Here is a 14,909-nt window from a genome sequence, read left to right as displayed (position 1 = left end):
CGCAAAGCGGCGTCAAACGGACGAAACGACCTCAGCGTCCACCGGCGACAGCGGGGCGAACATGCCGGCGAACCGCTTGCCGCGCGGCGCGGCATAGCCGCCGATCTTCGACGTCCTCAAGCCGACCTTGCACAGGCTCTCGGCCAGCGTGACGGCGCAGACGACCCCATCGAGTACCGGAATGCCGTGCTCCTCGGATAAGCTGTGCGCAAGGTCGGCCATGCCCGCGCAGCCGAGCACGATCGCCTCGGCATGGTCCTCGCTTACGGCGCGCGCGATCTCTTGCGATATCCTGTGCCTGGCATTCGAGGCCGGACGTTCGAGCTCGAGCACGGCGACCTCCGACGAACGCACCTTGGCGCAACGCGAGGCGAGACCGTATTTCGCGAGGTTGTGCTCGATCGCGGGCACCGAGCGGGCAAGCGTGGTGACGACGCTGAACTTGCCGGCGACAAGGCTGGCCATATGGAACGCGGCCTCGCCGATGCCGATGATCGGGGCTTCGCTCGCGCAGCGCGCGGCGTCGAGCCCGGTGTCGTCGAAACAGGCAATCACATAGGCATCGGCCGCCGGCACCTTGCCCATCTCGGCGATGATGCCCGGCACGGCGAAGACCTCGTCGAAATAGCCCTCGATGCTGGGCGGGCCATCGACCGGATTGACGGCGATGACTTCGGTGCCCGGCGACGCAACGCTTTGCGCCGCCTCGCCGATCTTGGCGGTCATCGAGGCGGTCGTGTTGGGGTTGATGACGAGTATGCGCATTGAAATGCCTCAGATCTCGCCGCCGAGATAAAGACGCTTGACCCGGTCGTCGGTCAGCAATTCGGCGGAGTTGCCGCTCAGCGCGACACTGCCGGTGGTCAGCGCATAGGCGCGCTGCGAGATGCGCAGCGCCATGCGGGAATTCTGCTCGACCAGCAGCACGCTGACGTTCTCGTCGCGGTTGATGGCGACGATGGAGCGGGCGATGTCCTGGACGAGCTTCGGCGCGACACCTAGCGAGGGCTCGTCGAGCAGCAAAAGCTTCGGCTTCGCCATCAGCGCGCGACCGATGACCAGCATCTGCTGCTCGCCGCCGCTCATCGTGCCGGCGGCCTGCGAGAAGCGCTCTTTCAGCCGGGGGAAGCGCCCCAGCACCATCTCCATCGACGCGGCGATCTCGGCTTTGCTGGAGCGCGTGAAGGCGCCCATCAACAGGTTGTCCCTGACCGTCATGAAGGGAAAGACGCGGCGCCCTTCCGGCACCATGGCGATGCCCATCTTGACGATCTCGTCGGGGGCGGCGGCGTCGATCCGATTGCCATTATAGTGGATCTCGCCGGACCTGATCCTGTTCAGACCGGTGATGGCGCGAAGGATCGACGATTTGCCGGCGCCGTTTGCGCCGATCAGCGCGACGGTCTCGCCTTCGTTGACCTCGAGCGAGACGCCTTTCAGCGCATAGACGTGGTCGTAGTAGAGCTCGACATTGGCGAAGTTCAGGATCTGGTTCATAGGCCGATCGCCTCGTCTTCGCTGCCGAGATATGCTTCGATCACCTTCTCGTTCGCCTGGATTTCGGGCGGCGTTCCCTCGGCGATCTTCTGTCCGAAATTGAGCACCACGATGCGGTCCGAGATCTTCATCACGGCCGGCATGTCGTGCTCGACGAGCAGGATGGTGAGGCCGAGATCGCGCAGGCGCCGCACCATCGCCACCATGCGCATCGTTTCCTCGTGGTTCATGCCGGCGAAGGGCTCGTCGAGCAGCAGGATCGAAGGGTTGGTGGCCAGCCCGATGGCGATGCCCAGCGCCCGCAAATGGCCGTGCGGCAGGTTGCGGGCCGTCTCGCCGGCGAGCGAGGAGAGGCCGAGCAGCGCCAGGATCTCATCGGCCGATTGCCCGAAGGCCGCTTCGTCCGTCTTCGCCGTACCCGTGCCGATGAAGAAGCCGAGGAGGCTCGCCGTCGAGCGCAGGTGATGCGCGATGACGACGTTGTCGCGCACGCTCATATTCTTGAAAATGGTGGTCTCCTGGAAGGTGCGCACCACGCCCTTGCGGGCGGCGATGTGGGGGGCGAGGCCGGAGATCCGTTCCCCTTTCAAACGCACTTCGCCCATGGTCGGTCGCAGGAAGGACGAGATCAGCTTGAACAAAGTCGACTTGCCGGCTCCGTTCGGGCCGATCACCGACAGGATCTCCTTCTCGCGCACCGAGAAGGACACGTTGTTGACCGCGACCAGACCGCCGAAGCGCTTGGTGAGACGCGAGACTTCGAGCATTTCGGCCATGGCTCAAGCCTTCTTCCGGGTCGTTTCGGCAAGGCTGAGCAGGCCGTTGGGCAGCACCAGCATCAGGACGATCATCAGGCCGGAATAGATGAGGAGCTGGAACTCGCCGGTCTGGAACAGAAGGTCCCAGCCGAAATAGAGCACCAGCGTGCCGAGCATCGGCCCGAACACATAGCCAAGGCCGCCAAGGAAGCAGTTCAGCATGAAGTTGACGGAATCGGTGACCGTGAAGCTCGACGGATAGATCGATTGCGAGATGGCGGCGAAGATGGCGCCGGCCATGCCGCCGAAGAAGGACGACACGGCATAGGCGATGATGCGCAGATAGGCGATGTTGACGCCGATCGAGGAGGCCAGCTCCTCGTTCTGCTGCAGCGACTGGCAGAGCTTGCCGATGCGCGAATGGACCAGCCGGTACATCACGCCGAAGCAGACCACCATCAGCGTGACCGCCAAAAGATAGAAGGCAAGCCGCGAATTCTGCAGCGTGGCGAAATCCGGAATGATGGTCAGGCCGAAGACCGACAGCGCGCCGGGCAGCGGAATGCTGACGATGCCCTTGGCGCCGTTGGTGATCGGCAGCGCCAGCGCGAGCAGCCGCGCCACCTCCGTCAGCACCAGCGTGACCATGGCGAAATAAACGCCGCGCAGCCGCAGGATCGGCAGCCCGATCAGCACGCTCGCCGCTGCGCAGAAAAGTCCAGCCACCGGCAAGGTCCACCAAAACGACCAGCCATAGATTCATCACCAATATGGCCGAGACATAGCCGCCCATCAGCGCATAGGCGCCCTGGCCGATGTTGATGCGGCCGATATAGAAGGTGAGCCATACGCCGGCGCTGGCGATGCTGAGCAGCGCCACGGAGGTCAGCGTGTAATAGAGATCGAAGCGGCCGCTTGCCAAGATCGCGACCGGCACGGCGACGAAGACGATGGCCAGGAAGGCCACAACCGACGCGATTTTGATGTTGCGATTGCGGGTCATGGCGCCATCAACCCCACGGCTTGCCCATCAGCCCATTGGGGCGGATTGACAGGAACACCATCAGGGCGGCGAAGATGACGAGATACGTGATGTCGCCATATTCGCGCAGCACGGTGAGGCCGACCGACTCCATCATGCCGAGGATGAAGCCGCCGGCGATCGCGCCGCCGACGACGCCGGCGCCGCCGATCATCACCATCAGGAAGGCCTTGATGGAGATCGGCCCGCCAATGCCGGAATTGACGCCGGTGATGGTGACGAGCAGGCCGCCGACGACGCCGGCCAGCATGGCGCCGAGCGCAAAGCCGATCATCGAATAGCGGTCGACGCGCACGCCCATCAGCTGGGCCGCGATGCGGTCCTGGGCGAGAGCGCGCATGGCGCGGCCGACGCGGCTGTATTGCATATAGAGGACGAAGGCCGCGATGAAGACGATCGCCAGCGCGCCGACGACCATGCGGTCGTAAGGCATGATGATGCCGGCATCGTTGAAGACGCCCTTGACGATCTTGGGAACGCCGCGCTGTTTCTCGCCGAACAGAAGCAGGATGACGGCGTCGAAGAAGAAGGCCGTCGCGGCGGCGAGCAGCATCGTGCTCTCCTCGCGGTGGCTGCGCCTGATGACGGTGCGGAAGAGGAACTTCTCCATCAGCGCGCCGATGACGGCGAGCGTGACGCCGGAGGCGAGCAGCGCGACCACGAAAGGCAGGCCGAGCTGGCCGTAGACCGTGTAGGTGATGAAGCCGCCCAGCACATACATCTGGCCGTGGGCGAAATTGAGCACGTTCATCAGGGCGAAGATCAGGGTAAGGCCCAGCGCGATCAGCGCGTATTGAGCACCGAGATACAATCCGTTGGCGATGACCTGTTCCATGGATACCTTCGATCTGCCGCGGGGTCCGGCCTATCGGCCCCCGCGGCAAGCTGGAGGGAATGACGCCCGAAGGTAACGCTAGTCGACGGAGCCGACGAACAGGGTCTGGAAGGCGCCATCCTTGTATTCGTTGACCACCATCGGGACCGAAAGCTGACGCTTCTGGCCGAAGGACGTCATGCCGACATAGCTGAGCTTGGCGTCGCCCTTCAGGAACGGATTGGGCGCCGAGAAAGTGTCCATGGTCTTCTTGAATTCGGCGACGTCATTGATGGCCGCAGGATTGGCCTTCAAGGTCTCGATGATGTATTCGAGCGCATAGACCTTGGTGTTGGACTCGTCGTTATATTCGCCGAACATCTTGGTGTAGCGGGTGACGAATTCCTTCATCGCGTCCGAGGCAATCTCCGGCGTGGAGGCGCCACCGACGGAGATGAAGCCGTTAGCGTATTCGCCGGCGCCCTCTTCCAGGACCTTGGCGTCCTGCGCGGTTTCGGTCGAGATCAGGCCTTCGTAGCCGAGCTCGCGGGCGGCGCGGATGAGCAGCGGCGCGTTGGCCGGCGCCACGCCGGACAACACGAGAAGATCAGGTTTCAACGCGACGATCGGCGTCAGCACCGGCGTGAAGTCGCGGGTGTCGTTCTGGTAGGTGTCGTTCTGGGCGACGATCTCCAGACCGAGCGCCTTTGCCGCCTCGACGCCGCTGTCGCGCTGGCTGAGCGGGTCGGATTCATTGGCCGCGACGAAGGCGATCTTCTTCACACCTTTGTTTTCCTTGAGGTATTTGTAGATCGCCGGACCGGACTGGTAGTTGGCGATCATGCCGAGCACGGCATTGGAGGCCGGCTTCTGGTAGAGCGCTTTGGGGAAGGCGTAGGGGAAATAGATGATGCCGTTGGCCTCGGCGACGGGGCGCACCGCAGCGGCGCCGTCATCGACATTCGGCCCGACGACATAGTGGATCCCTTCCTGCGCCATCTTCTCCATGCCGGCGATGGCGCGCTTGGGATCCTTCTGGTCGTCGAAGGTGACGATGTTGATTTTGTAGGTGTCGTTGCCGATCTTGACGCCACCGGTCTCGTTGATCCAGGCGGCACGGGTCTGCATCGAGCGCACATTCGACGTACCCCAGGCGGCGGCGGGGCCGCTGGTAACGCCGACGAAGCCAATCTTCAGTTCCTTGTTGTCAGCCTGCGCGGACGAAATGCCGAGAGCGGCAAGCGCCAGGGTCGAGACGGCGCCGAGCGCCATTGATTTCAGAGTCGAGCGACGGTTGATCATAGCTTCAGTTCCCCTTGGTTATCGCGCTTTGTGTTTTGCTCGTAGGCTGCGCGTATAGCGTAAGGGAAACCGACTGCGACAGATTGTCAACATCTTTCTTTATTATTGTATACAATAGTTGGGCGGAATGTGTGCGACGGCCCACCGACCATAATGGATCGGCATTCAAAGCAGTCCGGCCGACCACAGCCCCTCCAGCGACTCCGATAGGTTCGCAGGATCATCAATGCAAAAATAGTCGAGGCTTATCGAAATCCAGCCGCCTAGGAATGCAGGCGAGGGATCCTACTTCCCGCAATAGCGATCGTTGATGTCGTTCACCGCATTTGCGTCCGGTCCGACGCGGTGATACGCGCAGGCGCCCGCCGCCGTTGTGGACATCTGCTGGTCGTAGTAGCGCGGACCGCCGAACAGCGTCTCGATAATGTCGTCGCTGGCCGGAACATAACGCTCCCGTTCGACAACGCGGTAGCGGTGTTCGCCGGCGGCAGCGGGCCCTGCCATCGCGGCTGCCGCGGCAAGCATGAGCGCGGCGATCGCAAAATCTTTCGTCATGAACGGCAACCTTTCTGGCAATTGGACCTGCAGCATATCCAAAATCGCCAGCGGGGCAAAAGTTCCGCAGCTGCTTTCATCCCAGCTAAATGCATATGCCGCAGCTTGTCGGGATTGCGCATGACATAGATCGCCGTGATCCTGCCGTCCTCGTTGTCGCGGGCCGTGCCGCTATCCGGATCCCGAACAGTATCGGCAATCGCGACGGCGGATTTTCGATAATGGCCGGCTCCGATCCCGGATATCCTGTATTCGTTCGGCCACCATTCGCGGAGGCCCAAGGAATAGTCCGATGACAGCCAGAGTGATCGTTCTCGACGCCAAGCCGCTGGGCACGGAAGATGTCGCCGAGATCGCGCGCCGCAACGACCGGCTCGTGCTCGGCGAGGAAGCCTTGCGCCGCATCCGAGCCAGCCGCGCCCTGATCGAGCATCTCACCCAGCTCGGCAGGCCGCTCTACGGCGTCACAACCGGGCTTGGCGCCTGTGTCGACACGCCGCTCGCCGAGGCCGATCTTATCGCTTTCCAGCACAGCGTGCCGCTCAGCCACTCCATGGGCGCCGGTCCGTCGCTGCCGACCGAGGCGGTACGGGCGCTGATGGTAGCACGCATCTGCGGTATGGCGGCGGGCGGGACCGGCACCTCCGAAGGCGTGGTACTCGGCCTCCTCGCCGCGCTCAACGCCGGCGTCCATCCGGTCATTCCGAGCTGGGGATCGGTGGGGGCTGCGGATCTCGCGCCGCTCGGCCATCTGGCGCGGGCTCTGGGCGGCGACGGCGAGAGCGAATATCAGGGCAGGATCATGCCGTCGGCCGAGGCGCTCAAGCTCGCCGGGCTCGAACCGCTCGACCTGCGCGAGAAGGACGGCCACGCCATCATCGTTGCCAACAGCCTTTCGACCGGAACGGCGTGCCTGGCCCTCGAGGAGGTCGCATGCCTGATCGACTGGTCGCTGGCGGCGGTGGCGCTGAACTATGAAGCCTTTCGCGCGTCGCTCAAGGCAATCGACGAGGACGCGCTGGCGGCGCGGCCGGCCTTCGGCCAGCAAGAGATCGGCGCGCGGCTGCGGGCGGAGCTTTCGGGCAGCGGGCTGTGGCAGGACAACGCCGCGCGGCGGCTCCAGGATCCGCTCAGCTTCCGCTGCGTGCCGCAAGTGTGGGGCGGACTGCTGCATGCCTATGAGGAGGCGAAGCTCGCGACCGAGATCGAGCTTGGCCATTCCGGCGACAATCCGGTCATCCTGCCCGAGGCCGAACGGGTCGTCTCCAACGGCAATTTCGACCTCACCGCCTTCACGCTGACCTGGGAGAATCTCGGCCAGGCGCTGGCCCACTGCGCGGTCGGCACCGCCAACCGCTCGATGAAGCTGATGTCGCCGACCGTGGCGGAGCTGCCGCGCTTCCTGTCGGCCAGAGGCGGCAGCCGCCAGGGCTATGCGGAACTGCAGAAGCCGGTCGCCGCGCTCGAAGCGGAAATCCGGCACCTTGCCAATCCGATGTCGCTCAGCCCTCTACCCATCTCGGACGGCGTCGAGGACCAGTCGTCGATGGCGCCGCGCGTGGTGGCCAAGACGGCTGGGATCATCGAGCGGCTGCGTTATCTGGTGGCGATGGAACTGATCTTCGCCGCGACCGGCGTGGAACTGCGCGGCGTGCTGGACTCGATGGGCGAAGGACCGCGGCGCAGCTACGATGCCGTGCGGGCGCTGGTCGCCCCGCTGGACGACGACCGCGAGATGAGCGCCGACATGGCTCGCGTCGCGCGCATGGTGGCGGGGCCGCGCCTGTAGGGGGCCAAGAGCCCCCCTCAACAATCGCAGCACTGCTCGGCGCGGCCCCGTTCGGGATACCCGGGCGTCAGTGGTAGTAGATACCGCCGTCGACGTTGAGCGCTTGGCCGGTGACGAAGGCGGAGAGGTCGGAGGCGAAGAACAGCACCGGGCCGACGATGTCTTCCGGCGCGCCGAGGCGCTTCAGCGCGGCGACGTCCTCCCAATGGCGGATAGCGGCTTCGCTGCCCAGATTGTTCTTGCCCATCTCCGTCAGGATGATGCCGGGGCAGATCGCGTTGACGGTGACGCCATCCATGCCGACCTCCTGCGCCAGCACGCGGGTGAGCGTGATCACCACCGCCTTGGTCGCGGCGTAGTGGCCCTGCGTCGGCACGCCTTGCCGGCCGGCGATCGAGGCGATGTTGATCACCCTGCCCGACTTCTTCGCGCGCATATGAGGCAGCACCGCCTGGCACATCATCAGCACGCCCTTGGCGTTGACGTCGAAATGCGCGTCCCAATTGGCCTCGTCGAGGTCCTGGAGCAGGCTGGGCTTCAGGATGCCGGCATTGTTGACCAGCACGTCGATGCCGCCTGCCGCTTCAAGCAGCGCCTGCGCGGTCGCCTCGATGTCCTTCTTCTTGCTGACGTCCATCGTGTAGACATAGGCCTTGCGGCCGGCCGCCTCGATCTCGCCCTTGGTCACGTCGAGCTCGGCCGCCTGCGAGGGCAGATCGGTGATGGCGACATCGAAGCCCGCTTCGGCGAGCCCCTTCGCGAGCGCCCTGCCGATGCCGCGGCTCGCGCCGGTGACGAGGGCCGTCTTGCCCTTGGCCTCAGGAAGAATGGTCATGCTGCTTCCACCTTTGATGTCTTGACCGGAAGCGAGTTCATCGCCGCAACCGTGTCTTCGAATGAAACGAGTTTGCCGTCGGAGCCGAGCCCCATCGCCACCTTGGCGGCGACCGCGCTGGCAAAGCGCGCGGACTGCTTCAGGTCCCAGCCCTTGACGATGCCGACGATGATGCCGGCGGTGAAGGAGTCGCCGCAGCCCGTGGTGTCGAACACCTCGACTTCGAAGGCAGGCAGATGGAAATCCTCGCCATGTTCGGGCGAGACATAGACGCCGCCGGCACCGAGCGTCAGGATGCAATTCTTCACGCCCCTCGCCTTGAAGAAAGCGGCGACGCGGGCCGGATCGCGGACATGCGCCATCTCGCCGGCCTCGTCGATGCTCGGCACGAAATAGTCGATGTAGGGCAGGCACGGCTCGACCAGTTTCCAGGTCTCCGGTGTCGCCTGGATGAGATCGAAAGTAGTAACACGGCCAAGCTCCTTGGCGCGCTTCAAGAGCTTGACGGTCGGCTCGCCGTCGAAGCGCTTTAACAGGCCGGTGCCGCCGACATGGACGACCGTCGCATCGAGCGCCGCGTCGAGATCGGCATCGGCGACATCGAACAAGGTGGCGGTGCCCGGCACATGCAGGCGGGACGTTCGCCATCCGGCCGCACCGGCAGAATGGTGGACGAGGTCTGGACGCTGCCGTCGCGGCGGACAAGGCTGGTCTCCAGCCCGTATTTCTTCAACTTGGCGAGGAACCAGTCGCCCATGTCGTCGGTGCCGAGCGTGGTGACGGCGCGGGTCTTCAAGCCAAGGATGGCGCAGTCCATGCCGGTCGCGCCGGCTGTTCCGGCGACCGTCATGCGAATCTCCTCGATATAGTCGGCGCGGCCGCCTTCGGGGATACGCGAGACCGGCCGTCCCAGGATGTCGAGGACGTAGAAGCCGATCGAGCTGACGTCGAATTGGGGCATGGCTGACTTAACCTTTCGAACTCAATGGGCGGCACGGCGCAGGCCGAAGCTTGCGGCCAGCACCAGGAAGACGAGCACGCCGATGCCGACCTGCTGCCAATAAAAGTTCCAGCCGACCAGCAGCAGCCCGTTCTTGACAATGGCGAGCAGCAACACGCCGAGCAGCGTGCCGATGACCGATGGCTTGCGCTCACGGCTCAGCGTCGTGCCGATGAAGGTGGCGCCAATCGCGTCGAGCAGGAAGGCGTTGCCGGAGAGCGGCACGTAGGACTTCACCGTCGCCGACAGCAGGATGCCGGTGACGCCGGCGAGCAGCGCGCACAACACATGCACCATCGACAATTCGCGCGGCACGCGGATGCCGGAATACCAGGCCACGCCCGGCTGCGCGCCCATTGCCTGCACATAGCGGCCGAAGACGGAACGGTGCAGCAGGACATGAACCGCGACGACGAGCACGATCAGCACGATCACCGGCGTCGGTACGCCGAACAGAGCGGTGCGGGCGATGGCGTTGAACTGATCTGCTGCATAACCGCTGGTGAGATAGATCGGCTGGCCACCGCTGGTGGCGAGCTGCTGTGTGCTCTGGCCGATGAAGAGCACGCCGAGCGTCGCCAGGAACGGGCTGATGTTGAGCCTAGTGATCAGGATCGCGTTGAGAATGCCGACGATGAGAGCGGCGCCGAGCCCGCCCGCGACGCCGGCCACGCCGCTGTAACCGGCGGCCAGAAACATGACGAAGATCATGCTTGCCATGTCGACGGACACGCCGACGGAGAGATCGATGCCGCCGGACGAGATGACGATGGTCAGCCCGAGCGCCACGATCGCCAGCATGACGACGTTGTTGACCAGCACGTTGAAGAGGTTGGCGGGCGTCAGGAAGGTCGGGCTCGCCACGGCAAAGAAGATGACGATGGCGGCGAAGGCGATAAGCACGCTGTATTTGGCGAGGAAGCCGCGCACACTCACCTTGGCTGAGTTGTCGTTGGCCAAGACGCTCATCGCGAACCCTCCGAACCGCGGGCAAAGGATGTGATGGCCACCACCAGCAGGATCAGCGCGCCCTGCACGCCGTTGACCCAGTAGCTAGAGACGTTGAGCAACTGAAAACCGTTGGCCAAAAGGCCGATGAACAGCACGCTGAGCAGCGTGCCGCCCATGGTCGGCACGAAGCGGCGGGAGAAGACGGTGCCGAGCAGCGCCGCCGCAAGCACCGACAGAAGCAATTCGCCCGAGCCGGGCGTGCTGGCCGACAGGCGCGAGACGGTGAGGATGCTCGCCACCGCCGCGCAGAAGCCGCTCAGCACATAGGTGAAGGACACGTAGAAGGGCACGCCGATGCCGGCGGCGCGCGCCGCCTCGGGATGCCCGCCGACGGCGTAGAGCCTGAGACCGAACGATGTCCCGTGAACGACCACGATCATGATCGCGGAGAAGACGATCAGCGCCCAGGCAAGCGCGGAGATGCCGAGGAAGCTGCCCGAAACCAGCACGCCGAGCAGCGGGGAGGATGCGCCGACCACCGTGTTCTGGGTGAGCGTGAGTTCCATGCCGGCCGCGACGTTGAGCACGGCAAGCGTTGCGAGCAGTGGCAGGATGCCAAGGCCGACCACGGCAAGGGCGTTCAGCGCGCCGACCGCCATGCCGACGGCGATGGCCGCCAGCACCGAGAGGAAGTCGCCATAGCCCATCGACAGAAGCGTCGCGTAGACGGCGGCGCAGAGCCCCATATTGGCGGCGATCGAAAGGTCGATGCCGCCTTCGGTGACATCGGAGCCGCCGCCAATGATGACGGAAGTCATGCCATAGGCGAGCACGCCAAGGATCGCCGACTGCTCGACGACATTGATCAGGTTGAAGGTCGAGGTGAAGCCCGGCGCGAAGATGACGAAATAGGCCATGATCGCGGCGAAAGCGGCGATCGCGCCCAGCCGCACGACGAGCGCGCTAAAGCGGCGGCCGGAGCTTTTCGCGGCGGCCTGCTTCTCGTCGGAAACGCCGACTTCGGCGTGGAGAACGGTCGTGCTCATGCGGCTACTCCATCAACGTTCGAGCGCGCGCCGGATGAAGCCGCCAGCAGCGCGTCGCTGTTCATCGCAGGACCGGAGAAGCTGCCGGCGAGCCTGCCGCGATAGACGACCAGAACGCGGTCGCAGACGCCGACCAGTTCGAGCAGATCGGAGGACAGAAGCAGGATCGCCGCGCCCTCGCCCGCAAGCCGATTCAGGAGATTGTATATCTCGACCTTGGCGCCGACATCGACGGCAACCGTCGGTTCATCCAGCACATAGACACGCGACTGGCAGCTCAGCCATTTGGCGATAGCCACCTTCTGCTGATTGCCGCCGGAGAGCTCACGCACCAGCGCGTCGCGATGCTGTGTCTTGATCGACAGTTCCTTGATCAGGCTGTCCACCGCCTGTTTCTCAGCGCCACGGCTGACCATGCCAGTCCGCGAATAGCGGCGCAGGCTGGCCAGGGAAATGTTCTCGCGCACCGACAGCCCGAGCGCCACGCCGTGCGCGCGGCGATCTTCCGGCAGCATGGCGATGCCGTCGCGCACGGCCCTAACCGGCGTCGACAGCGACAGCTCCCTGCCCTCGACCTTGATCTGGCCGCCGTCGGCGGTCTTGAGGCCGAACAGGCACTGGACGATCTCCTTGGCGCCGGAGCCCAACAGTCCGGTGAGGCCGACGATCTCGCCGGCGCGCACGTTGAAGCCGATATTCTCGAAGCTGCCGGCAAGCCGCAGGTTGGAAACCTCCAGCACCGGCGCGCCCAGCGTGACCGAGCGCTTCGGAAACATCTCCCCGACATCGCGGGCGATCATCATCGCAATGATTTCGTCGATCGACGTCTGACGCGGATCGACCGTGCCGACATCGGTGCCGTTGCGCATCACGGTGACGCGGTCGCAGAGCTTCTCGATCTCCTGCATGTAGTGGGAAATGAAGACCACGGCGATGCCGTCGTCGCGCAGCCGGCGCAGCACGTCAAACAGGCTGTCGACCTCGCGCTTGACCAGTGCCGCGGTCGGCTCGTCGAGCACCAGCACCGATGCTTTCTGCGCCAGCGCGCGTGTGATCTGCACCACCTTCTGCTGCGCCGTGGTCAGGTCTTTCACAAGAGTTCCGGCCGGCAGCTCCATGCCGAAGAAACGCTTCAGCAGGTCCGCGGCCTTGCGCTCCATGGCGCGGCGGCTGACGAACGGGCCGAGGCCGATCTCGTGGCCGAGGAAGACGGCTTCGCCGACGGTCGCGGTCGGCACCAAGAGCCTGTCCTGATGGATGAAGTGCACGCCGAGCTTCTCGACCGAAGCCGGCGTCAGCGCGCTGACGGTCTCGCCGTTCATAACGATCGAGCCGCTGTCCGGCTTGATGATGCCGGCCAGCACCTTGATGATGGTCGACTTGCCGGCGCCGTTCTGGCCGACAAGACCGAGGATCGAACCGCGCGCGATCTCGAGATTCGCGTTCTCCAGCGCGCGCACCGGACCGAACCGCTTCGATATACCCGTCATCGATACAGCAATGTCACGCTTTGCTGTCTGCATAGCCGTCAATCCTGGTTGGATGTGACGGGCAGCCACAGAGCCTGGCTGCCCGCCGTTTCGTTCCGTCCTATTTAACGCCAGCCTTCTCGGCAGCGTCGAGGAACGGCTTTCCTTTTTCGGCGGCGTTTTCCTTGTTGATCAGCACCGAAGGCACGAAAGTGAACGGCGGCACCTTCTGGCCGGCCAGATATTTCGCGGCGTTATCGACCGAGGTCTTGCCGATCTCATAAGGCTGCTGCGCCGCGACCGCGCCGGCCGACGACTTCGGATCCATCACCATCTTGATGACTTCCGGGCTGCCGTCGATGCCGTAGGTCTTGACCTCGTTGCGGCCGGCGGCTTCGACCGCCTGCGTGGCGCCGATCTGCGGCACGTCCCAGCAGGCCCAGACCGCGCCGATCGAGCCCTTCTCGGGCGATTTGGTCAGCATGTCGGTGACGTTGGAATAGGCGCTCTGCACCGTGTTCGGGATGACGTCGCGCAGCTCAGGCTCGACGATCTTCACATCCGGGAACGAGGTCAGCACATATTTCAGCTGGTCGTAGCGGACCTTGCAGACCGGCACGCTGTAGAAGCCGTTGAAGACCAGCACATTGCCCTTGCCGCCCATGTCGGCGACCATCTGCAAGGCGATCTCGGCGCCGATATTGTAGTTGTTGGAAGTCGTGTTGTTGATGGCGTGCGCCGTCGCCGTATCGACCGTGAACAGCGGGATGCCGGCATCGCGGATCTTCTGCAGCCATGGGTTCAGCACTTCGAGGTTGCCGAGCTGCTCGATGATGGCGTCCGGCTTCTGCGCGATCAGCGTCTGCAGCTGCGCGATCTGCTGCTGATCCTTGCGGCCGGCGTCGAGCGCGATGACCTCGCCGCCGAGTTCCTTGACGCGGTCCTGGATGCCTTTGAAGGCCATCAGATCCCAATAATGGTCGGTGCCGATGGCCGAGACGCCGATGCGCTTGCCCTTGAGCGAAAGCTCCTCGGCGCTCGCGCCGTAGACGGCGGCAAGGCTGCAAGCCGCCGCCAACCCCCAAGCGAGCGCCTTGACGAGGCTTTTCATGGATCCGGTCATTTTTCATTTCCTCCCTTGTTGATCGCTCCGGGCCTTCCCGGAGGATATGCGAAACCATGGTCCTCCGCTTAGGCGGCGGCCTCCTTGTCGCGCAGGCCGTAGCTCGCCATGCGCTTGATGACGTTTTCGATCTCCTCGTCGGACAGGATCGGCGGCTCGCCGATCTGCAGAGCGCCGTGATACTGGCGCGCCAGCGTCTCGACCTCGACCGCCAGCCACATCGCCTGGGCGAGGCTCGATCCGATGGCGATCATGCCATGCTGGGCAAGCAGGCATGCCTTGCGGTCGCGCAGCGCCTCCACCGCATGCGCCGAAAGCTCCGCCGTGCCGAAAGTGGCGTAGGGGGCGCAGCGTATGTCGCTGCCGCCGGCGACCGCGACCATGTAATGGATCGCCGGTATCTTCCTGCCCATGATGGCGATCGTCGTGCAGTAGGTCGGATGCGCGTGGACGACGGCGTTGACCTCGGGCCGCGCCTTCATGATGTCGAGATGGAAGCGCCATTCGCTGGACGGCGGCAGGCGGCCATCGACGTCGCCGTCCCAGCCCATGAAGACGATGTCTTCCGGCTGCAGCGTGTCATAGGGCGTGCTGGTCGGCGAGATCAGCATGCCCTCGCCATGGCGCCGGCTGATGTTGCCGGATGTCCCCTGGTTGATGCCCAGCGCGTTCATCTCGATGCAGGCATCGATGATGGCCTGGCGCGCCTCAAGGTCCGAAAGGGTCAT

The 14,909-nt window shown here is 64.4% G+C and carries 15 protein-coding genes and 1 pseudogene; 1 reads left to right on the top strand and 15 read right to left on the bottom strand.

The features are described from left to right. Nucleotides 1-12: 12 nt before the first annotated feature. The 7 genes and pseudogenes from ACVMIM_RS13435 to ACVMIM_RS13405 all read right to left on the bottom strand — a co-directional run bounded on the left by ACVMIM_RS13435 (nt 13) and on the right by ACVMIM_RS13405 (nt 6,004). Nucleotides 13-765 (bottom strand): aspartate/glutamate racemase family protein, encoded by a 753-nt coding sequence (locus ACVMIM_RS13435; RefSeq protein WP_476112431.1) that lies wholly within the window; start codon nt 763-765, stop codon nt 13-15. A 9-nt stretch (nt 766-774) separates the two neighbouring features. After that, entirely contained in the window at nt 775-1,497 is a 723-nt protein-coding gene (locus tag ACVMIM_RS13430) for an ABC transporter ATP-binding protein (protein WP_476112430.1), read from the bottom strand. Continuing rightward, on the bottom strand, nt 1,494-2,273 hold the full coding sequence (locus tag ACVMIM_RS13425; RefSeq protein ID WP_476112429.1) for an ABC transporter ATP-binding protein: 780 nt from the start codon (nt 2,271-2,273) through the stop codon (nt 1,494-1,496). The genes ACVMIM_RS13430 and ACVMIM_RS13425 overlap by 4 nt, the downstream gene beginning before the upstream one ends. A gap of 3 nt (nt 2,274-2,276) precedes the next feature. Continuing rightward, a pseudogene (locus ACVMIM_RS13420) lies at nt 2,277-3,258 on the bottom strand (branched-chain amino acid ABC transporter permease). A 7-nt stretch (nt 3,259-3,265) separates the two neighbouring features. Further along, entirely contained in the window at nt 3,266-4,132 is an 867-nt protein-coding gene (locus tag ACVMIM_RS13415) for a branched-chain amino acid ABC transporter permease (RefSeq protein WP_476112427.1), read from the bottom strand. A 78-nt stretch (nt 4,133-4,210) separates the two neighbouring features. Further along, complete coding sequence (locus ACVMIM_RS13410; protein ID WP_476112425.1) at nt 4,211-5,413, bottom strand: ABC transporter substrate-binding protein; 1,203 nt, start codon at nt 5,411-5,413, stop codon at nt 4,211-4,213. Nucleotides 5,414-5,698: 285 nt separating this feature from the next. After that, nucleotides 5,699-6,004: a hypothetical protein gene (locus ACVMIM_RS13405; RefSeq protein WP_476112423.1), complete on the bottom strand. Its 306-nt coding sequence runs from the start codon at nt 6,002-6,004 to the stop codon at nt 5,699-5,701. 256 nt (nt 6,005-6,260) lie between these two features. Here ACVMIM_RS13405 and ACVMIM_RS13400 point away from each other — a divergent pair, with 256 nt between their 5' ends. Then, a complete protein-coding gene (locus ACVMIM_RS13400) occupies nt 6,261-7,757 on the top strand; it encodes an HAL/PAL/TAL family ammonia-lyase (protein ID WP_476112421.1) in 1,497 nt (498 codons plus the stop codon). A 67-nt stretch (nt 7,758-7,824) separates the two neighbouring features. On the opposite strand, the gene ACVMIM_RS13395 is transcribed toward ACVMIM_RS13400, so the two are convergent. The 8 genes from ACVMIM_RS13395 to ACVMIM_RS13360 all read right to left on the bottom strand — a co-directional run bounded on the left by ACVMIM_RS13395 (nt 7,825) and on the right by ACVMIM_RS13360 (nt 14,909). Continuing rightward, nucleotides 7,825-8,592, bottom strand: a complete 768-nt coding sequence (locus ACVMIM_RS13395; protein WP_476112420.1) for an SDR family NAD(P)-dependent oxidoreductase — start codon at nt 8,590-8,592, stop codon at nt 7,825-7,827. After that, nucleotides 8,589-9,200, bottom strand: a complete 612-nt coding sequence (locus ACVMIM_RS13390; RefSeq protein WP_476112419.1) for a carbohydrate kinase family protein — start codon at nt 9,198-9,200, stop codon at nt 8,589-8,591. Before ACVMIM_RS13390 ends, ACVMIM_RS13395 begins: the two co-directional genes overlap by 4 nt. Next, entirely contained in the window at nt 9,122-9,553 is a 432-nt protein-coding gene (locus ACVMIM_RS13385; protein ID WP_476112417.1) for a carbohydrate kinase family protein, read from the bottom strand. The genes ACVMIM_RS13390 and ACVMIM_RS13385 overlap by 79 nt, the downstream gene beginning before the upstream one ends. 21 nt (nt 9,554-9,574) lie before the next feature. Beyond that, the gene (locus ACVMIM_RS13380) at nt 9,575-10,561 is read right to left on the bottom strand and encodes an ABC transporter permease (protein WP_476112416.1); all 987 of its coding nucleotides are present in this window, start codon (nt 10,559-10,561) and stop codon (nt 9,575-9,577) included. Beyond that, nucleotides 10,558-11,589, bottom strand: a complete 1,032-nt coding sequence (locus ACVMIM_RS13375; protein WP_476112414.1) for an ABC transporter permease — start codon at nt 11,587-11,589, stop codon at nt 10,558-10,560. The genes ACVMIM_RS13380 and ACVMIM_RS13375 overlap by 4 nt, the downstream gene beginning before the upstream one ends. Then, nucleotides 11,586-13,112 carry a sugar ABC transporter ATP-binding protein gene (locus ACVMIM_RS13370; protein WP_476112412.1) on the bottom strand — a complete coding sequence of 509 codons (1,527 nt, stop codon included), beginning with the start codon at nt 13,110-13,112 and terminating at the stop codon, nt 11,586-11,588. Before ACVMIM_RS13370 ends, ACVMIM_RS13375 begins: the two co-directional genes overlap by 4 nt. Before the next feature lie 67 nt (nt 13,113-13,179). Beyond that, nucleotides 13,180-14,181: a sugar ABC transporter substrate-binding protein gene (locus ACVMIM_RS13365; protein WP_476112410.1), complete on the bottom strand. Its 1,002-nt coding sequence runs from the start codon at nt 14,179-14,181 to the stop codon at nt 13,180-13,182. A 68-nt stretch (nt 14,182-14,249) separates the two neighbouring features. Next, nucleotides 14,250-14,909: an L-fuculose-phosphate aldolase gene (locus ACVMIM_RS13360; protein ID WP_476112409.1), complete on the bottom strand. Its 660-nt coding sequence runs from the start codon at nt 14,907-14,909 to the stop codon at nt 14,250-14,252.

The organism is Mesorhizobium sp. USDA 4413 (assembly GCF_056280365.1).
The sequence above is the reverse complement of the archived record's forward strand: the minus strand, read 5'-3'. Positions and strand labels throughout refer to the sequence as shown.

Coding starts and splice junctions, on each gene's coding strand:
- ACVMIM_RS13365 (WP_476112410.1), bottom strand. CDS start 14,181: ATGACCGGATCCATGAAAAGCCTCGTCAAGGCGCTCGCTTGGGGGTTG.
- ACVMIM_RS13370 (WP_476112412.1), bottom strand. CDS start 13,112: ATGCAGACAGCAAAGCGTGACATTGCTGTATCGATGACGGGTATATCG.
- ACVMIM_RS13400 (WP_476112421.1), top strand. CDS start 6,261: ATGACAGCCAGAGTGATCGTTCTCGACGCCAAGCCGCTGGGCACGGAA.
- ACVMIM_RS13435 (WP_476112431.1), bottom strand. CDS start 765: ATGCGCATACTCGTCATCAACCCCAACACGACCGCCTCGATGACCGCC.
- ACVMIM_RS13395 (WP_476112420.1), bottom strand. CDS start 8,592: ATGACCATTCTTCCTGAGGCCAAGGGCAAGACGGCCCTCGTCACCGGC.
- ACVMIM_RS13385 (WP_476112417.1), bottom strand. CDS start 9,553: ATGCCCCAATTCGACGTCAGCTCGATCGGCTTCTACGTCCTCGACATC.
- ACVMIM_RS13425 (WP_476112429.1), bottom strand. CDS start 2,273: ATGGCCGAAATGCTCGAAGTCTCGCGTCTCACCAAGCGCTTCGGCGGT.
- ACVMIM_RS13405 (WP_476112423.1), bottom strand. CDS start 6,004: ATGCTGCAGGTCCAATTGCCAGAAAGGTTGCCGTTCATGACGAAAGAT.
- ACVMIM_RS13410 (WP_476112425.1), bottom strand. CDS start 5,413: ATGATCAACCGTCGCTCGACTCTGAAATCAATGGCGCTCGGCGCCGTC.
- ACVMIM_RS13430 (WP_476112430.1), bottom strand. CDS start 1,497: ATGAACCAGATCCTGAACTTCGCCAATGTCGAGCTCTACTACGACCAC.
- ACVMIM_RS13415 (WP_476112427.1), bottom strand. CDS start 4,132: ATGGAACAGGTCATCGCCAACGGATTGTATCTCGGTGCTCAATACGCG.
- ACVMIM_RS13380 (WP_476112416.1), bottom strand. CDS start 10,561: ATGAGCGTCTTGGCCAACGACAACTCAGCCAAGGTGAGTGTGCGCGGC.
- ACVMIM_RS13360 (WP_476112409.1), bottom strand. CDS start 14,909: ATGACCCTTTCGGACCTTGAGGCGCGCCAGGCCATCATCGATGCCTGC.
- ACVMIM_RS13375 (WP_476112414.1), bottom strand. CDS start 11,589: ATGAGCACGACCGTTCTCCACGCCGAAGTCGGCGTTTCCGACGAGAAG.